This window comes from Roseivirga sp. AWQ4_251 (assembly GCF_056158225.1).
In genome coordinates, this window is sequence record NZ_JBSWSW010000001.1 from 272,431 (window position 1) to 288,946 (window position 16,516).

Consider the following 16,516-nt stretch of genomic DNA (forward strand, 5'->3'; position numbering starts at 1 on the left):
CAAGTTAAAATATAAATGGAATGGAAATAGTACAAAGTAGTAATCAAGCGATCAAACTGGAAAACAAGTATGGCGCTCACAATTACCATCCTTTGCCAGTGGTTTTATCTAAAGGTGAAGGAGTTTATGTTTGGGATGTTGAGGGTAAAAAATACTATGATTTTCTTTCAGCATATAGTGCCGTAAATCAAGGGCATTGCCATCCGCGCATTGTGCAGGCGCTTAAGGTTCAGGCCGAAACCCTTACTTTAACTTCACGCGCTTTTTATAACGATGTATTGGGGATGTACGAAAAGTACATGACCGAATACTTCGGCTTCGATAAAATTTTGCCAATGAATACTGGAGCTGAAGCTGTAGAAACTGCTATTAAGCTCTGTAGAAAATGGGCTTATGAGAAGAAGGGGATTGAAGAGAATGAAGCAAAAATTATTGTTTGCGAAAATAACTTCCACGGAAGAACAACTACTATTATTTCTTTTTCCAACGATCCTGATGCGAGAAAGAATTTTGGCCCCTATACCAAAGGCTTCATTAAAATCCCTCACAACGATATTGATGCTTTAAGGGCTGCTCTGAACGAGGAAAATGTTGCAGGTTTCTTGATTGAGCCGATTCAGGGTGAAGCGGGTGTATTTGTGCCAGATGATGGTTATTTGGCTGCCGCCAACGATTTGTGTAAGGAACATGGCGTTCTCTTTATAGCAGACGAAGTGCAAACAGGAATTGCAAGAACGGGTAAACTGTTGGCTTGCGATCATGAAAATGTAAAGCCAGATGTTTTGATTTTAGGTAAAGCTGTTTCGGGCGGTGTTTACCCAGTTTCAGCTGTTTTGGCCAATGATGAAATCATGGAAGTGATTCAGCCAGGACAACACGGAAGTACATTTGGTGGAAATCCTTTGGCAGCTAAAGTAGCTATTGCCGCTTTAGAAGTAGTAAAAGATGAAAAGCTTGCTGAAAACGCTGAAAGGATGGGGGGTATTTTCAGAGATAGAATGAATGCGTTGATTGAAAAAACAGATTTAGTGAACCTTGTAAGAGGCAAAGGTCTGTTGAACGCTATCGTGATTAACGATTCTGAAGACAGCTCTACTGCTTGGGATATTTGTGTGGCCTTAAAAGAGAATGGATTGCTAGCCAAACCAACTCACGGTAATATCATCCGTTTTGCGCCTCCTTTAGTAATGACAGAAGAACAACTTCATGAATGCTGCGATATTATTGAAAGAACTATCTCTAATTTCGAAAAGTTGAACTAATCAATTGTAAATAATATTGGCTATGCCGACCCCTTCAGTAATGAAGGGGTTTTTTTATAGTATTACGTTTTAGTAATTTATACTACAATTTGTGTGTATGTATTCCTTTATAATGAGGTGCGCTTTGGTTTTGTGTGTTTTGGCCAAAGGGCATTTGCTTTTTTCTCAAGATATAGCGCTGTTAAAGTCTGAATTGGAGTATGCCGAAAGTGATTCGGTTAGAATCAATTCTTATTTGAAGTTGCACGATGCACTCAAACTTTCTGATTTTGCCCTGGCGGCAAAATATGCCGATAGCGCTTATGTTCTAGCGAAAAGGAGTCAATGGAAAGAAGGTGTTGCTAAATCTGGGCAATTTTATGGCGTTGCACTCAGCCTTCTTGGCCAAAGCGAAAAAGCTAAAACTGTATTGAAAGAAGTGATTGACTTGGCTGAAGAGCTTGGTAAGCGCAACATAGAAGCCTACGCCTATATGTCTTTAGGGAATATTGAATATGATCGCTCGAATTATGCTGAAGCTTTGCCCCATTATCAGAAATCCTACGAATTATACCTTCAGAATGAAAATTATGCCGGAGCTTCCAGCGCGCTGATTTGGGTTGGTATTATCAATCAGTTCGGAATGAACGATTTTGATAGAGCCATTGAGGTTTATAATGCCGCTGCACAGCTAGCTGAAAAAGGAAATTCTACTTTAAACAAAGGCTACATTTTTGCCAATTTGGCCACAATTTATTACTCAGAACAAAAGTATGACTCGGCCATAGCATACACTTTGAAAAGCAATGCGATCAAAGAGAAGTTTAATGATAAACGAGGAATGGCAAATGGATATGAAAATTTGGCCAACTGCTATTTTGATTTGAGGGAATACGAAAAAGCGCTTCAGTATTATGGTCAATGTAAAGAGTTGAGATTGGCCTTGGCCGATAGCACTGGAATTGCTTCAGCTTACATTAATATTGGTCGTGTTTTAGGAGAACAAGGCAATGTCAGCAAGGCTTTCGAGTTTTTTGAAACAGGGAGGAACATTGCCGGCAGAATAGGTTTTAAAGAGGCTGTTCAACAAGCCCTTTTGCTCGAAAGCTTATTTGAAGAACGTAGAAATAACTATCGGGTAGCGCTAGAGAAATTTAAAGCCTATAAAGTAGTCTCCGACTTAATGTTCAATCTCTCTTCAAGAAAGGTGTTGGAAGAACTTCAAATTCAATATGAAACGGAGCAAAAAGAGCAACAAATAGCTCTTCAAGATGCGCTTCTTCAAGAAAAGGATTTTAAGCTTCAGAGAAATAGAATTTTCTTGATCGCCCTTATTGTGGTAGCAGTGCTTTTAGCAGCGGTTATTCTTTTAAATAGAAATCGAGCAAGAAAGAAAGTGCAATTGCTTCGGCAAGAAAGCGAACTCAAGCTTCGCGAAGCGGAATTGACCGCTGTAATCAATTCTCAGGAAAAGGAAAGGAATCGTTTTGCGCGCGATTTGCACGATGGTTTTGGACAATTGATTTCGGTATTGAAGCTCAATATAGCTTCGCTGAAAGATAGCGATGCGGCCTTGCCAGAAAAGCGAATGGAAGTTTTTAAAAATGGTGAATCCGTGATCAACGATATGTATGCAGAACTTCGCACGGTATGTTTCGATTTAATGCCTCAAGCGCTCATTAAAAAAGGACTAACCATAGCCCTGAGAGAATTTGGTGATAGAATCAATCAAACCAAAAAAGTGACTTGCGATGTCATGGTTTTTGCAAACAAAGAACGCTTAACCGAAAGGGTAGAAATATCCCTTTTTCGAATTTGCCAAGAATGGGTTAACAACATTCTGAAATATGCGGGAGCAAGCCACATCATTATTCAGCTTACCCGAGACTTAGAGGAAATAACTTTGACCATAGAAGATGATGGGATTGGGTTTGATTCAAACCTTTTTTTTGAAGGAAAGGGGAATGGTTGGAAAAACATTCAAACGAGGCTTAACCTCGTAAAAGCAGATTTCGATTTGGACACTCAGTCAGGCCGAAAGGGATCGATGATTACGATAAACCTCGATTATAATCAGATCAAAAACATACCCTCCAGTACGGAAAGGCAAATCACGGTTTCTTAGGATATTTTTGGTATTTTAGGAAGTGTACCTTGCCAACATGAAGTGGATATCTACACTAATCGGCAAGCCTTCAATGTGTTTATATATGGGAATTTTGCTTGTGGATGATCATGCCATTCTAATGGATGGAGTGAAAAGGTTAATCGAGGAGAAAGAAGAACTGCGTGTGGTAGGCTGTTGCAACAACATAGAACAAGCTTTTCGTGCTATAAATACAAAACAACCCGATCTGGTAATAACAGACTATAGTCTCGGTGATGAAGATGGTCTTACACTAGTTCAAAAGGCGAAAAGGCTATTTCCCGAATTGAAAATTATTGTGCTTAGCATGCATGATGAGCCTCATTTAGTGAAGGAGGTTTTAAAAGAGGGTATCAATGGTTATGTACTGAAGAAGGATACGACCGAAGAGCTAATGGAGGCCATTTATGCAGTGCGTTCTGGTAAAATTTATCTTTCCAACGACATCAATGCCATGTTGGTGAAAGGATTGTATGAGCCAGGAGAAGCAAAATTGCTGACGCCCCGAGAACGAGAAATTTTGACCTTGATTTCAAAAGAATATTCTAATAAGAGAATTGCTGAAGAGCTTTTTATTAGCGAAAGAACAGTTGAAACCCATAGGAAGAACATTTTCAGAAAAACCCAAACCAACTCTCTGGTTGGGCTAATAAAGTTTGCATACGCTAATAATTTAATCTAGACACTTTTATTAAAACTACCTGCTAGTACGGAGTTGAAAACCATGGTTTTCCAGTATTTTTTTTCATCGCAAAGAGTGCCTATTTCGAACTTTGGAAGAACTAATTAGTCGATTTGCTAGCACAGAAAAACCACTATTTGTCGGTATTACAAAGCAGTTGATGAGGTGATAATTTTAGGAATCTTTTCAGTGAAGTTGAAAAGTGTACTAAAGAAAGCAGCTTTTGCAATACTAATAAAGTATGGAATTTATAAAGAAGAATGTGAGTCGATTTGAAGGCATTAAGATTAGTTGATGTGTCTTCGTTTTTATTAACAATCTCTTAAATGATGCTTGAAAATGATGTAAAGGCATTTGCCGTTTTTTGGAAAACAAATCGTAGTTGGCATTGTTGGAGACTTGTGGTTCTTGTTATACATAATCTCATATGATTTTTAATACACTTAATCATCTTCAAAACTGATGAAAGATCAAAAAAAGTACTTCGGAATGATTAGAATTTCTATCGTGACATTAACCTTGATCGTATCGTGTGTGTGTTTATACGATTTAAGATTAATGATGATCAATGGTCTTTCTACTGATTTGCTTTTAGTTTTTATGGGCTGCGTTTTTGTGAGTTGGGCTTTGGTTCGAAAGCTCATCAGAATAAAAAAGGGCTACGAAACAACCTCGTTTATAAAGTCTAGCAGAGACTTTCAGTATAAATGATTTTTGAGCTGATTGAACTATAATGTGTATTATGGTTTAGTGGCAGGGTTGTTGATTAAGAAGGTGTATTTATTTGTGTGTATGAGAAGGATAGTAAACTTGGTTTTTGTATTTCTAGCCATTGCCGCGATGGTTGTTGGTTTAATTGAAAGACATAGAAAGAAGGAAATACAAAATGTAGAAGTGGTTAACAAAGAAGACCATATTTCTCCTATAACAGTTTCTAAGGTCAATCAGAGTAAAACCCAAGTTGGTTTGGATTAAAGATTGATTTCTATTTGGAGCTTCCTCCCAATTTGTTGAATTTATAGCTAAGGCTAAATCTTATAACCTGTCTTAAAAGGTTGGTTTGAGAGTTTTGGATGTATTCTGAAGTGACATTTCTGTTGATTAAGGAATTTTGCTTTAATATATCATTGGCACTTATCCTGAAATCGAGTCTCTTCTTAAAGAATTTTCTGCCAGCAGAAATACTCCAAATAAATTGGTCCACTTCTTCAATATTTCTAACGCTTCCATTTTTTGAGTAAGCCATCATCGAGGAGAATGAAAACCCGTCTCCAAAGAGCCATCTTAAAGTTAGAGAGCTACTTAAATTCGAATATTTGTAACTTTCGTTTTCGGGGCTACTATTCTTAACTGAAGAAATACTTGGTCGAACATCAAATCTTAAATCAAGCTTTTCGCTAAAGTTGCTAGTGATACTTAATGATGCTCCATAATTGTTTCGGTTTGCAATTTGGATGGAGTTATTAAGGTATTGAGGAGTTCTGTTGAAACTATAATTGAAGTTTGTTCCCACATTCAACTTTAACTTTTCTATTGGCTTCGATATACTTGTTCTGAAGCTAAATGAACGCTTTCCATTTATATTGTCGGGCGTAGTATATCTGGCGCCCACGGGCAATTCAATATCTTCAGGTGAATTATCTCCGTTTCCAACTATGGTGTTGCTCACAATCATATTTTCTGTAAGTGAACCTGAAAGGTTGAAATTGGCATAAGCCTTTGAGTCCATAAAGCGGAGATTATAACTTGCTTGTAAACTATTGACAAAACTCTGATTCAAGTTTGGATTTCCCCTTTGAATAAAAAGTGGGTTACTATTGTCAATGTTGTTTTGAAGCTGATTGGCACTCGGGGCATTCATTCTTCTTGTTAATGAAAATTTAAAGCTTGCTTTTCCCTTTTCAGAATAGTTTAGAGAAAGGTTTGGTGTGAGCCCAGAAAAGCTTTTTGAAATCTCATATGAGAACGGTAACGATTGGTCATTTTTTATCGATTGGTTTTCGAAATTGACAGAACCGGAAAAGCGCATTTTCCCTATAGGAAGTTGAATGCCCGTTTTAATAGTGTGCGAAATATTGATGTTTGAATAGTCGTTAGATCTTAACGAATCCAAAATTTCATAAACTCCATCTTCTTGGTTCGCAGAAAGTAGCTTTCGCTCCTGAATTCCCCGCTGATAATTGTTTTGATATGAAATCTTGAGGCTCTTCTTCTCTCCTAAAGGCTCGGTGAATCCAATACTGCTAGAGAGATAGATGGATTTTCCGCTAGGATTTGAAATTTGATCAAAGTACTGTTCGCTGATACTTCCTGTGCTAAAACGGTTTATGGACAATACAGAGTCTTGACCATTGCTTTGGCTTAAATGTGTGTATGCAGAAAGGCTCAATGATCTGCCCTTTTTTGCAAAACGGTGGAGCCAATGAAGCGAATTGTTCCATCCCAGCCTTTCTGAGCTTGAGTAGTTTTTGTTTTTCGTACTGTTAAGTTCTTCTCCGTCCAGTATTGTTTCTCCCTGTCGGTCGGAAAATGATAAAGAATTATTGAAGGAGAATCTTTGGTCTAGATAGATTTGGTTTTTGTCGTTAACGCTGTAATCCAGGTTCATAAAAAACTCATGACTACTGTTGGTAGATTCTTGTTTGCTGGATTCATTGTAAACTCGCCCTTGGTCAGAAGCCTGAATAAATTGTTTTGAGGTTTCATTTTCCATTTCACTTTGCGAATTGGAGAATGAATAATTCATATTCACTTTTAGCTTCTTGTTGAGTTCGGTATAAAAATATCCGCCTAGTCTCGAAGTAGACGAAATGCCCCCGGAACCGTTAGCAAGCGAACTATATGATATGGTTCTGGAGGGGCTTAATGTTATGGGTTGAGCTCCTCCTTGGCCTAAATTGCTGTGGTTTGCAGAAATCGAGTATCGCTCCTTATTTTTCAAGAAATTCAAGCTGCCTCCAATAGAATGTCTTTTGGGGTGGCTATAAGTAGAGTTGATGGAAACCAAATATCCCTTTCTTCTTTCTGGTTTGGTAACCACGTTTATAACTTTCTCGCGCTTACCATCGTCATGTCCTGTAAATCGTGTTTCCTTGCTTTTTTCATCAATCACCTGAATTTTATTTACAATTTCAGCAGGAAGATTCTTCAATGTAAAATCCTGGTCAGTTTGAAAAAATGGTTTGCCATCGACAATGATTTTTGAAATGGGTTCACCATGAATAAGCACTTTGCCATCTTTAACTTCCAAACCTGGTAGCTTTTTTACCAGCTCTTCAAGGTTGGCATCAGCTGTAGTTTTAAATGCTGAGGAATTAAATTCTAGCGTGTCTTGCTTAACAACAATGGGAGGAGCTTGTGATTCGACTGTAAAGGAATCAAGTTCGGTTAAGTCTTCAATAAGGAAAATAGAATCGAGTTTAATGGGGTTATTTTCAAGTTTGAGCATTTTCTCATAGCTCTTAAACCCAACAAAGGAAACCACGAGCTTATAGCTCCCTTTAGTTAAGGGGGAAAGCTGGAATTGACCTTTTTCATTTGTGGTGGCAGCTTTAATGAGAGAGTCCTGAGAGTCAGTAAGTACAACGTTGGCTAAAAACATAGGGCGCTGTTCGGTACTGTCAAGCACTTGCCCTTCCACGGAAAGCTTTTGGCCAAAGCAAAAATTGACACTTACAAGAAGCAAAAAAAATAGGGTGACCAGCCTCATGAATCAGATTGAAAATGAATATACTATTTTTAAATTGTAAAATTCCATACTGTTCTAAATTAAACACCCTCTTTGGTAGCTGATTTTCTTTAATGTTCACATTCCAGATATGCGCTGATAGTGATTGGTTTATCTTTCTTCTGGCTGAATTTTTCTACTTAAAAAATGAAAATGCCAGAAGAGAATTATTGGGGTGAATCCTAAAAATATAATGATTCCAAGTTGGTTGTTTTGGTGTGTTAAAAAATATACGGACTTGAAGAACTCTTTTTTTCTGCCCATCTGCTTAAAACTGGTTTTCTTCCGCGTTAAGCTGTGGCTCAAATTTAAAGGGAAGGGAGGACGGTTTGTCGGGCCTGGGATAATCAATAAACGCTTTCAATAGGTTTTAATGGCCATTTTTTGATATTAGAATTTGTCCTCCATGGTTTTATGCAAAATCAAAACTGCCTTTCATTGTGTGTTTTTTGTCTGTGAAATGCGGTTTTAAGCGTACCTAGTACTGCTACTAGGTGAATCACCCATTGGTATTCAGAGATGTGCCCATATTTTGGATTCTGGTGATACCCCGATTTATAAGAACGCCCTTTCCGCCACCTTTGAGTATCGAAACAAACAAACCTTAAAACGCAACTCAAATGAAAAAACTTCTACTCATCGGGCTCTTAATGACGGTATGCAGCTTTGCATTTTCACAACAGATCGAGATATCGAAATACAACTCCACCGTCTACGAATTCGTGCCAAGGGCAAGGCCACAGGTAAAGATGAAGGCGCTCAGCTTTCAGGTTGCCGCCACTGCCATCGACTACAAGGGGCTTAAGTACGGCTTTGGCATCGGCATGAACTACAAGCAGATCTTTAGCCTTAACTACTTCCACACCAGGGACTACGACACCAAGGAGACCTATATGGACAACCGCTTTGCCGGGGTCTATGCCAGCCTTGTGTTCCCAGTATGCGGGGGCTTCGAGATCGGTGGCGGGGTAAGAAAGGGCACCCTGAACATGGAATGGCAGAAGATGCACTATGGGGGTGAGATCCGCTACAAGTTCAACGACAAGCTTAGGATCGCCTACGAACAGGGCTTTTCTGGCGACCACAAGGCGACAAGCCTTAAACTTATCGTGAACCTTTATTGATACGGCCATGAACAGGGGACTGACGGTAATGGTAATGGTACTGGCCACTGTGCTGGCGACATCCTGCGCAGAAGTGTTCGAGCCAGCGAACACGGTGTACCTGATCAAGAAGGGTAACCACGAGAGCCAAGTGGCCGGAGGCATCAGCAAGGGGGTAAGGACACTGAAGTCGACCCAGATGACGATCTCGGTATGGTTCGATGAAACGGCCCGCTACGACCTGAAGAACAATGACCAGGGGGACATCAACAAGCTCTTCGGCTTTGCTGACTGCAACAGCCTTCACCACGAGAACAGCGCAAGGTTCGGTTGGAACTACAACCTTGAGACGGAGGAGATAGACATTTACTGGTACGTTTATGCGCAAGGTCAGCGAGAGTACGAGAAGATGGGGTCTATGCCCATCGGGGAGAAGCGGGACCTTTCGATACTGCTGATGGGTGACGAGTACGAGTTCAACTTTGACGGCAACGTGCGTACCGTTAAGCGCGGAGCGGACTGCGACCGCGGCATCTATTACCTGCTGTACCCATATTTCGGAGGGGATGAAACGGCCCCCCAGGACATCAGGATATACATAAAAGAGACACTTTAAAGAGCGTGAGCCCCGGAAGTTTGGGCTGTGTTTATGGTAGTTTGTTCGATAAAGCAGGCCGGAGGGCCTGCTTTTTTTATGCTCCTGAGAGTTTTATAACAGAGAAAAAATAAAGCCTGAGAAGTTGAATACTCCACAGGCTTTTGTACTTCTTTTGGTTTTTCTAGTTCAAATCTCCTTCTCCACGACCAAAACCGCCTCTCATCTGTTGGAATCGGTTCATTCTGTCCTCATCAACATTAGGAGCTGATCCTGAGCCAAAGCTTCGGATGTTGTATGTGAAGGTAAGCATGAAATATTGAGTTAGAATTTGTGTGTTTGTATCTTGAATGTAAGAACCAGTCACTGTTCTGGAAATACTTTGATTTTGCTTTAACAAGTCGAATACGGTAAGTTTCAATTCGCCTTTTTCTTTCAATAATTTCTTGCCCAGTTCCATGTTCCAAACCAAATAGCCCTTGTTGTAACCAGAACTTAAGCCTGGATTAGCGGTGTGGTTTACTGTGCTTCTTAAAACCAAGTTTGGACCAAAAATCCAGTTCAGTCTTAAGCGAGTAGATTGAGTGAAATAATTGGTGTTGTTTTGGCCTTGCAGCGTATTATTCACTTTGCTATAATTGGAGTTGCTTGAAATAGTGAAGTCCACTTTCTCGCTAATGTTGCTGCTGAAAACTACACCCATGCCGAACGATGGAGATTCTGCGTAATTAATCTCTTCATTGATCATGCTAGGTGTGCGGCTATAATTTCCTGTTAAGTTGAAGTTTACATTGGATTTTAGAGCAGTAAATGGCAAACCATAAGAAATGAAACCTCTCACATTCCAGTACCCTTCTAAATTATAAGGTTGGTAGAACTGAGCGCCCGGCTGCAATTCTATGCCGTTAACATTTCTGGTTTCTCTAGAAGCAATAATGGTGCGGTTGCCAATATAGTTGTTGGAGAAGCTCGCGTTCATCATACCGAAGAATGTGGTTGACTTCTCTATGTTTGTTTTTGTATATCGGAATGTGGTTGTGTGCTGATAATTCTGATCCAAATCAGGATTACCCGCGGTGATAAACAAAGGATTCGAATTGTCAATCACATTTTGCAATTGAGATACAGATGGCGCTTGCGTAGAAGTTCGATACGAAATGTTAATGTTTTCTGTTCTTCCAATTCTGTAACGGTAATTTAATGAAGGTAAAAAGTTGCTGTAAGTACGAACTACTTGGTCTTCAGTAGGGAAAGTTTGGTCGTTGTCAAGCTTTGCCCATTGGTAGTTGGCTCTTAAAGTTGTGGTTGCTTTTTCTCCTCTCAAATTATAGCCGACTGCAGTCTGATGAGTGCTATAATCGTTTTTGAACGTGTTCGTCAAAGGAATATTCAAATCAGTATAATCTCCAGTAGCTTCACTGTAGTCATAAGTTTGCTTGTCTGAATCATTGAATTGATAGCCATAATTATATGTGAAAAGCAATTGGCTTTTTTCGGTTATGGGTTCTGTATAAGTAGCATTGGCCGAAAGAGAAAGTCCAGATTGATCCAAGTCGGATTGCTGATTCAAGTTTTGGCTTTGTTGATTCTGATTTTGATAGAATTCGTTTTGAGAATAAAGGTTGCTCAATCCTGTATTTCCGTTAAATCCGGTGTTTACGTTGATTGAAAATGTTCTTCCTCGTTTGTCAAAAGCATGTCTAAATAACAGGTTATTTGAGAATGAATATGCTAAAAGTTCACTGATCTGATTTGTACTGGTTGTGTTCAACAAGTCTCCATTAGATCGGGTAATCCCTTCTAGAAGTGAGGCTCCGTTATTTTCTTGCAGCGTTAATTGTGGACGTATAACAAACGAATTTTTATCGTCTATTTTATAATCAATTTTAGCGCTAAAGCGATGGTTCGTATTGGTTGAAGGCACCAAATTGGTTTCTGAATAAGTTTGACCTTCATTTTGAGGTAAAGTGAACTGCTTGTAGATGCTTTGGTCCGAATTGTTGTTCGACTTATTGAAGAAGTAGCTAGCTGATATATTGATTTTTTGATTAGGTGTATAAGTGTAGTTTAAGCCGAAAGCCTTAGTTTTTGAAATACCTCCTTGTTGGCTTACCATAAAATCACTGGCATTGCCTCCATTGGAAAATCCACCGCCAGCACCACCGCCAAAGCCTCCTCCTCCAGCGCCACCACGGCCTCCCCCGGCACCGCCACCGCCTCTGCGTCCACCGCCAGCTACAACACCGAGTAAATCACTGGTAGCAAAGTTTTGAATGTTGATGTTATTCATTTGACCTAAAATTGTGGTTCGGCTTTTTTCTCTAAAGAGGTTGATGCTTCCGCCAAGATTATAAGTTTCATCAGTTCCTGCGCCTGCGTAAACCTTTCCGAATTCGCCATTTCTCATACTGGCCTTGGTGATGATGTTCAATACTTTAGAAGTTTCTCCATCATTGAAACCTGTGAATTGTGCTTGGTCGCTGGATTCATCATAAACCTGGATTTTTTCAATGATTTCAGCGGGGAGATTACTTAGGGCTGCGTTCGGGTCGTTACCGAAGAATTCTCGGCCATCAACTAAAACTTTTTTTACGGCTTCACCCTGAGCCTGTACTTGGCCGTTTTGAATAACAATACCAGGCATTTTTTCAAGTAAATCTTGAGCGTTTGCATCGGGATTAACTTTATAGGCCGCTGCATTCATGATCGTAGTGTCTCCATTTTGTTCTACCCGATCAACCACTCCTTCAACGGTAACACCGTCAAGTTGCTTAATGTCTTCCGACATAAAAATCTCTCCGAGATCAACACTGGTTCCGTCAACCTTTACGGTTTGTTTAATGTCTCTGTAGCCCACGAAAGTGATTCGGAGTGTATAATTTCCATTGGTAATTCCTGTAATACGAAACTGGCCAAGTTGGTCAGTGATTTTGGCTTTTAGCGTAGAGTCTGTTTGGTTTAAAAGACTGACTGTGGCTGCCAACATTGGGATGTGATCGGCACTGTCTTTTACAGCTCCCTTAACCACCCAGTACTGAGCATTTGCGCTATTGATAAGCGCTAGAAATAAAACAAAGACAAATAATGTCTTAGCGTGGAGTCTTTTCATAGTGCCCATTTGATAATAAATCATAAAAAAGGTTTAATGAATTTTATTATCGTTTTTAGGTTAATTTTTATTGATAATCAATAAAAATGTTAAATTGTAGGAAATTTGGAAAACATGAAGGTTTCAAAAATTATGTTCGGTTTTGGCGTTTTCTTGGTAGTGGCAGTTTTGGTTGATGCTGTAAGAGCTTTAAGTTTTAATCTTATGGGTTTTAATAAAATTTGGAATGTCATCATTGGCTTTTTGTTTATGATATTGGCGGAGGCCTTTAAGAAGGGGACACAGCTTTGTGAAGATCAAAAACTAACCATTTAAACATGGCAATAATTGTGAATTTGGATGTGATGTTGGCCAAGCGAAAAATGCAAAGTAAGGAGCTGGCTGATAAGGTGGGTATTACACTAGCCAATCTTTCTATACTAAAAACAGGAAAGGCCAAAGCTGTTAGGTTTAGCACATTGGAGGCTATATGTTCTGCATTGAATTGCCAGCCTGGTGATATTTTGGAATACCAGGAAGATGAAGTCTAATTGGCTTGATTCAATGCCTCATTTTTCTTTTTATAGCCTCTTATTTCTTAGTTTTGAATGCTGTTGAAGGCCTAAAGATTTGATGGATGAATATACGCCCAAGAAGAAATAGAAAGTCGGAAGCCATTAGAAGAATGGTGGAAGAAACACAAGTAGGGGTAAAGGATTTTATATTTCCTTTATTCTTGTTAGAAGATGAAAATGGAAGGATTGAGGTGGATTCAATGCCTAGGATATTTCGTTTAGGAATCGAGAAAATGCTTCCTGAAATTGAAGCGTGTATGAAACTGGGAATTAAGGCTTTCGATGTTTTTCCAGTAGTGCCTGAACACTATAAAGATAAAACGGCAACAAAAAGTTACGATCCTGACTTCTTTTACCAAACCGCACTTAGACGCATAAAAACTGAATTTCCAGAAGCTGCAATAATGACTGATGTAGCTCTGGACCCTTATAATTCCGATGGTCACGATGGAATTGTCAGAGATGGTAAGATTCTGAATGACGAAACTCTTGAGGTTCTTGGGAAAATGGCTTTGGCTCAGGCCGAAACGGGTGTAGATATTATAGGGCCATCGGATATGATGGATGGGCGAGTGGGCTACATCAGAGAGGTCTTAGATGATCATGGTTTCACTGATGTTTCCATTATGAGTTATTCGGCTAAATATGCCAGTGCTTTCTATGGCCCTTTCCGCGATGCTTTAGATTCCGCACCAAAGAGTGGAGATAAGAAAACGTATCAAATGGATCCAGCCAATCAACGGGAGGCTTTGATAGAGGCTGATTTGGATGTGGATGAAGGAGCAGACTTTTTGATGGTAAAGCCTGCTTTGGCTTATTTAGACGTCATTAAATTGTTGAAGGATAATTACGCTCAACCGATTTCTGCATATAATGTGAGTGGGGAATATGCCATGCTTAATGCTGCCGGAGAGCGAGGTTGGTTGGATTATGATAGAGTGATGGCAGAAACGCTCTTGAGTATTAAGCGGGCAGGAGCTGATATCATCCTAACGTATCACGCGAAGGAATTTGCCGAAAAATTCGGAAGCCACTAAACGCAAATAAAAAGGCCATCTGGATTTTCAGATGGCCTTTTTATTAATTCTCTCAGCTTTATATGTTAAGCCAGATCTCCTTTTCCGAGAGCTCGCAACATTTTGCCATGACTGATAATTGCTGTTACAAAGTTCTTCTCTGAATTATAAGGAAGTCCGTATTCTTCAGCCGTAGCTCTTACGATTTTAGATATTTTCTTATAGTGAACATGACAGATGTTGGGGAACAAGTGATGTTCAATTTGATAGTTTAATCCACCAACATACCATGAGAAAATTCTGCTTTTTGGTGAAAAGTTGGTAGTAGTAAATAATTGGTGTACAGCCCAGTTATTCTCCAAACTTCCTGTGTCATCAGGCATCGGGAATTCAGCAGTTGGCATCACATGAGCTGGTTGGAAAATGAGACCAAGAGAAAGTCCTGTGATGAAGTGCATAATGAAGAACCCGATTAAGGTTAACCACCAAGGGCCAGGGATCAAAATCATAGGAAGCACCAAAGCGTATCCATAATAAAGGATTTTTGATATAATGGTTTCTATCAAAACACTGGTGTAAGTTCTTTTTTGTGCTTTAAGCAAGCCCAACTTTTTATAGCGATAAAGCTGTTTGAAGTCTTTTGTAGTTAACCACAAAAAAGTCATTAATCCATAAAGAACCCAGCCATATATGTGCTGAAGTCTATGGGCCTTTAATCTTGGGGCGTGAGGAGATAACCTCATCAATTTTCCTGGATCAATATCTTCATCCATTCCTTCAATATTGGTGAATGAATGGTGTAATACATTGTGTTGAACTTTCCAATTGAAGGCACTTGCTCCAATTACGTTCATCACGTAGCCTAAATATTTATTTACGTGTTTGTTCTTTGAATATGCTCCATGATTCGCATCATGCATTACGGAAAGTCCAATTCCAGACATTCCAAAGCCCATCACTGACCACATTACTAAAATGAGCCATGGGTTGGTGAAAACTCCTGCGAGTAGTAAAATATACGGTGCAAAATAGAGTGTAAACATTACAACTGTTTTGCTCACCATTGTGGCATTGCCATAAATGGAAATTTCGTTGGTTTCAAAGTACTCTTTTACTCGCTTTCTCAAATCGCTGATAAATTCAGCCTGATTACTCCTAGAAAACTTAATGGATTTGTATTTCATAAAACGATATTAAGCTCTGCCTCCAAAGGGGGTACTTTTCGACAGAATATATTCCGACCTAAGCTTGTAGCCTCTTCCCAATTGGTGATATGGAAAAAAGTTGACCAAAATTGAAGCTATTTAACTATCTATTTGAATTGGGCAGTAAGATAACTCTTTAATTTGAAATCGTATGCCATAAATCTCAATGAGCCTTAAAACTCCCTATTCTTAACGTAAAAGAAACATAACAATGTATCTAAGACTGACTATAAATCTTCGTCTCGTTCTAACATTAAGATAGACGACTGTGGAACGATAAAGAGTTTTTCTCCTTCATATACAATTTCAATCGCCCCCTTTTGTAGAAATAGTGCTAAGTCACCCTCTTCCGCCTGAAGAGGAATGTACTTCACTTTCTCATCATTTTCTTTCCATGGCTCATCTTCTTCCACAGCCATTGGAATAGGATAGCCAGGCCCCACTTTAATAATGTATCCACTTTGGACTTTTTCTTTTTCCTGAACGCCAGGGGGGAGGTATAGGCCGCTTTCTGTTTTGTCTGGGCTTTTCTTAGGCCTCACTAAAACCCTGTCTCCAACAATGATGAGTTTTCTTAATCTATTATCTGCAGTTAATTCCATTGCTAAAATTTTCGAGCTGCAAATATAATTTGAAAACCCATTGGTTCGATGTAGAGCGTAGAGATATGAATCGTCACCCAATTAAATTGGGGGTTGAGTGCTGTTAAGGGGCTCTGACCAAAGTAAGTTTTGGATCATTTCAGTGGTTAGGTAATTCACCTAATGAAAATAGAAAACTACCTATTTTTTGACTTCTGGCAATTTGCTGATAGCTGAGAAGTTGAGATGAAGTACTTTTATATCAAGAAAGAAAACAAAATGACTCTTTTAAAAATACTTCTGAAGCTTTTGAATCTCGACATGTTTTTGGCCAACTATGTTGAGTTTCTATCGCAAGGAAAAACTCAGGGAGCTGTTTTGTTAATTAACGTAGAAAAGAAAGAGCAAGAAAAGTTAAGTCAGCCTAGTCCGATTTGGGTAGTAGATAGGAGAGGTGAAACAGGGTAAAGTATATATGAAGGAAGATGATGGATAGAGAGGTAGAGCCAATAAAAAAGGCCTGCCAGTAGCAGACCTCTTTCAATTTATATTGATTG

Annotated in this window: 15 protein-coding genes; 11 read left to right on the forward strand and 4 right to left on the reverse strand. The window is 39.3% G+C overall.

Features of this window, described 5'->3' with window-relative positions; all coding sequences use genetic code 11:
• Positions 1 to 20: 20 nt before the first annotated feature.
• From rocD to ACXACJ_RS01380, 5 genes are all read left to right on the forward strand, one after another.
• Entirely contained in the window at positions 21 to 1,262 is a 1,242-nt protein-coding gene (gene rocD, locus ACXACJ_RS01360) for an ornithine--oxo-acid transaminase (protein ID WP_475132464.1), read from the forward strand.
• A 97-nt stretch (positions 1,263 to 1,359) separates the two neighbouring features.
• A complete protein-coding gene (locus ACXACJ_RS01365) occupies positions 1,360 to 3,366 on the forward strand; it encodes a tetratricopeptide repeat-containing sensor histidine kinase (protein WP_475132465.1) in 2,007 nt (668 codons plus the stop codon).
• Positions 3,367 to 3,451: 85 nt separating this feature from the next.
• Positions 3,452 to 4,069 (forward strand): response regulator, encoded by a 618-nt coding sequence (locus ACXACJ_RS01370; RefSeq protein ID WP_475132466.1) that lies wholly within the window; start codon positions 3,452 to 3,454, stop codon positions 4,067 to 4,069.
• A gap of 462 nt (positions 4,070 to 4,531) precedes the next feature.
• A complete protein-coding gene (locus tag ACXACJ_RS01375; protein ID WP_475132467.1) occupies positions 4,532 to 4,780 on the forward strand; it encodes a hypothetical protein in 249 nt (82 codons plus the stop codon).
• An 81-nt stretch (positions 4,781 to 4,861) separates the two neighbouring features.
• Entirely contained in the window at positions 4,862 to 5,044 is a 183-nt protein-coding gene (locus ACXACJ_RS01380) for a hypothetical protein (protein WP_475132468.1), read from the forward strand.
• 10 nt (positions 5,045 to 5,054) lie between these two features.
• Here the strand turns inward: ACXACJ_RS01380 and ACXACJ_RS01385 are convergent, their stop codons facing one another.
• Positions 5,055 to 7,778 carry a TonB-dependent receptor gene (locus ACXACJ_RS01385; RefSeq protein ID WP_475132469.1) on the reverse strand — a complete coding sequence of 908 codons (2,724 nt, stop codon included), beginning with the start codon at positions 7,776 to 7,778 and terminating at the stop codon, positions 5,055 to 5,057.
• Positions 7,779 to 8,416: 638 nt separating this feature from the next.
• On the opposite strand from ACXACJ_RS01385, the gene ACXACJ_RS01390 reads away from it, so the two are divergent.
• Both ACXACJ_RS01390 and ACXACJ_RS01395 read left to right on the forward strand, forming a co-directional pair.
• Complete coding sequence (locus tag ACXACJ_RS01390) at positions 8,417 to 8,920, forward strand: hypothetical protein (protein ID WP_475132470.1); 504 nt, start codon at positions 8,417 to 8,419, stop codon at positions 8,918 to 8,920.
• A 7-nt stretch (positions 8,921 to 8,927) separates the two neighbouring features.
• Positions 8,928 to 9,515 (forward strand): hypothetical protein, encoded by a 588-nt coding sequence (locus tag ACXACJ_RS01395; RefSeq protein ID WP_475132471.1) that lies wholly within the window; start codon positions 8,928 to 8,930, stop codon positions 9,513 to 9,515.
• Between the two features lie 163 nt (positions 9,516 to 9,678).
• Here the strand turns inward: ACXACJ_RS01395 and ACXACJ_RS01400 are convergent, their stop codons facing one another.
• Positions 9,679 to 12,603, reverse strand: coding sequence for an outer membrane beta-barrel protein (locus ACXACJ_RS01400; protein ID WP_475132473.1), 2,925 nt, complete (start codon positions 12,601 to 12,603; stop codon positions 9,679 to 9,681).
• Positions 12,604 to 12,717: 114 nt separating this feature from the next.
• On the opposite strand from ACXACJ_RS01400, the gene ACXACJ_RS01405 reads away from it, so the two are divergent.
• From ACXACJ_RS01405 to hemB, 3 genes are all read left to right on the forward strand, one after another.
• Positions 12,718 to 12,918, forward strand: a complete 201-nt coding sequence (locus tag ACXACJ_RS01405; protein WP_475132474.1) for a hypothetical protein — start codon at positions 12,718 to 12,720, stop codon at positions 12,916 to 12,918.
• A 2-nt stretch (positions 12,919 to 12,920) separates the two neighbouring features.
• Positions 12,921 to 13,133: a helix-turn-helix domain-containing protein gene (locus ACXACJ_RS01410; RefSeq protein ID WP_475132475.1), complete on the forward strand. Its 213-nt coding sequence runs from the start codon at positions 12,921 to 12,923 to the stop codon at positions 13,131 to 13,133.
• A gap of 86 nt (positions 13,134 to 13,219) precedes the next feature.
• Positions 13,220 to 14,194: a porphobilinogen synthase gene (hemB, locus tag ACXACJ_RS01415; RefSeq protein WP_475132476.1), complete on the forward strand. Its 975-nt coding sequence runs from the start codon at positions 13,220 to 13,222 to the stop codon at positions 14,192 to 14,194.
• A 65-nt stretch (positions 14,195 to 14,259) separates the two neighbouring features.
• Here the strand turns inward: hemB and ACXACJ_RS01420 are convergent, their stop codons facing one another.
• A complete protein-coding gene (locus ACXACJ_RS01420) occupies positions 14,260 to 15,357 on the reverse strand; it encodes a fatty acid desaturase family protein (protein WP_475132477.1) in 1,098 nt (365 codons plus the stop codon).
• A gap of 248 nt (positions 15,358 to 15,605) precedes the next feature.
• Complete coding sequence (locus tag ACXACJ_RS01425; RefSeq protein ID WP_475132478.1) at positions 15,606 to 15,980, reverse strand: co-chaperone GroES; 375 nt, start codon at positions 15,978 to 15,980, stop codon at positions 15,606 to 15,608.
• 225 nt (positions 15,981 to 16,205) lie between these two features.
• On the opposite strand from ACXACJ_RS01425, the gene ACXACJ_RS01430 reads away from it, so the two are divergent.
• Positions 16,206 to 16,427, forward strand: coding sequence for a hypothetical protein (locus tag ACXACJ_RS01430; protein ID WP_475132479.1), 222 nt, complete (start codon positions 16,206 to 16,208; stop codon positions 16,425 to 16,427).
• The last annotated feature ends 89 nt before the right edge of the window (positions 16,428 to 16,516 follow it).

Bases quoted from the DNA above. Each gene is read 5' to 3' on its own strand.
- rocD (WP_475132464.1), top strand. From the start codon at position 21: ATGGAAATAGTACAAAGTAGTAATCAAGCGATCAAACTGGAAAACAAG.
- ACXACJ_RS01365 (WP_475132465.1), top strand. From the start codon at position 1,360: ATGTATTCCTTTATAATGAGGTGCGCTTTGGTTTTGTGTGTTTTGGCC.
- ACXACJ_RS01370 (WP_475132466.1), top strand. From the start codon at position 3,452: ATGGGAATTTTGCTTGTGGATGATCATGCCATTCTAATGGATGGAGTG.
- ACXACJ_RS01375 (WP_475132467.1), top strand. From the start codon at position 4,532: ATGAAAGATCAAAAAAAGTACTTCGGAATGATTAGAATTTCTATCGTG.
- ACXACJ_RS01380 (WP_475132468.1), top strand. From the start codon at position 4,862: ATGAGAAGGATAGTAAACTTGGTTTTTGTATTTCTAGCCATTGCCGCG.
- ACXACJ_RS01385 (WP_475132469.1), bottom strand. From the start codon at position 7,778: ATGAGGCTGGTCACCCTATTTTTTTTGCTTCTTGTAAGTGTCAATTTT.
- ACXACJ_RS01390 (WP_475132470.1), top strand. From the start codon at position 8,417: ATGAAAAAACTTCTACTCATCGGGCTCTTAATGACGGTATGCAGCTTT.
- ACXACJ_RS01395 (WP_475132471.1), top strand. From the start codon at position 8,928: ATGAACAGGGGACTGACGGTAATGGTAATGGTACTGGCCACTGTGCTG.
- ACXACJ_RS01400 (WP_475132473.1), bottom strand. From the start codon at position 12,603: ATGAAAAGACTCCACGCTAAGACATTATTTGTCTTTGTTTTATTTCTA.
- ACXACJ_RS01405 (WP_475132474.1), top strand. From the start codon at position 12,718: ATGAAGGTTTCAAAAATTATGTTCGGTTTTGGCGTTTTCTTGGTAGTG.
- ACXACJ_RS01410 (WP_475132475.1), top strand. From the start codon at position 12,921: ATGGCAATAATTGTGAATTTGGATGTGATGTTGGCCAAGCGAAAAATG.
- hemB (WP_475132476.1), top strand. From the start codon at position 13,220: ATGAATATACGCCCAAGAAGAAATAGAAAGTCGGAAGCCATTAGAAGA.
- ACXACJ_RS01420 (WP_475132477.1), bottom strand. From the start codon at position 15,357: ATGAAATACAAATCCATTAAGTTTTCTAGGAGTAATCAGGCTGAATTT.
- ACXACJ_RS01425 (WP_475132478.1), bottom strand. From the start codon at position 15,980: ATGGAATTAACTGCAGATAATAGATTAAGAAAACTCATCATTGTTGGA.
- ACXACJ_RS01430 (WP_475132479.1), top strand. From the start codon at position 16,206: ATGAAGTACTTTTATATCAAGAAAGAAAACAAAATGACTCTTTTAAAA.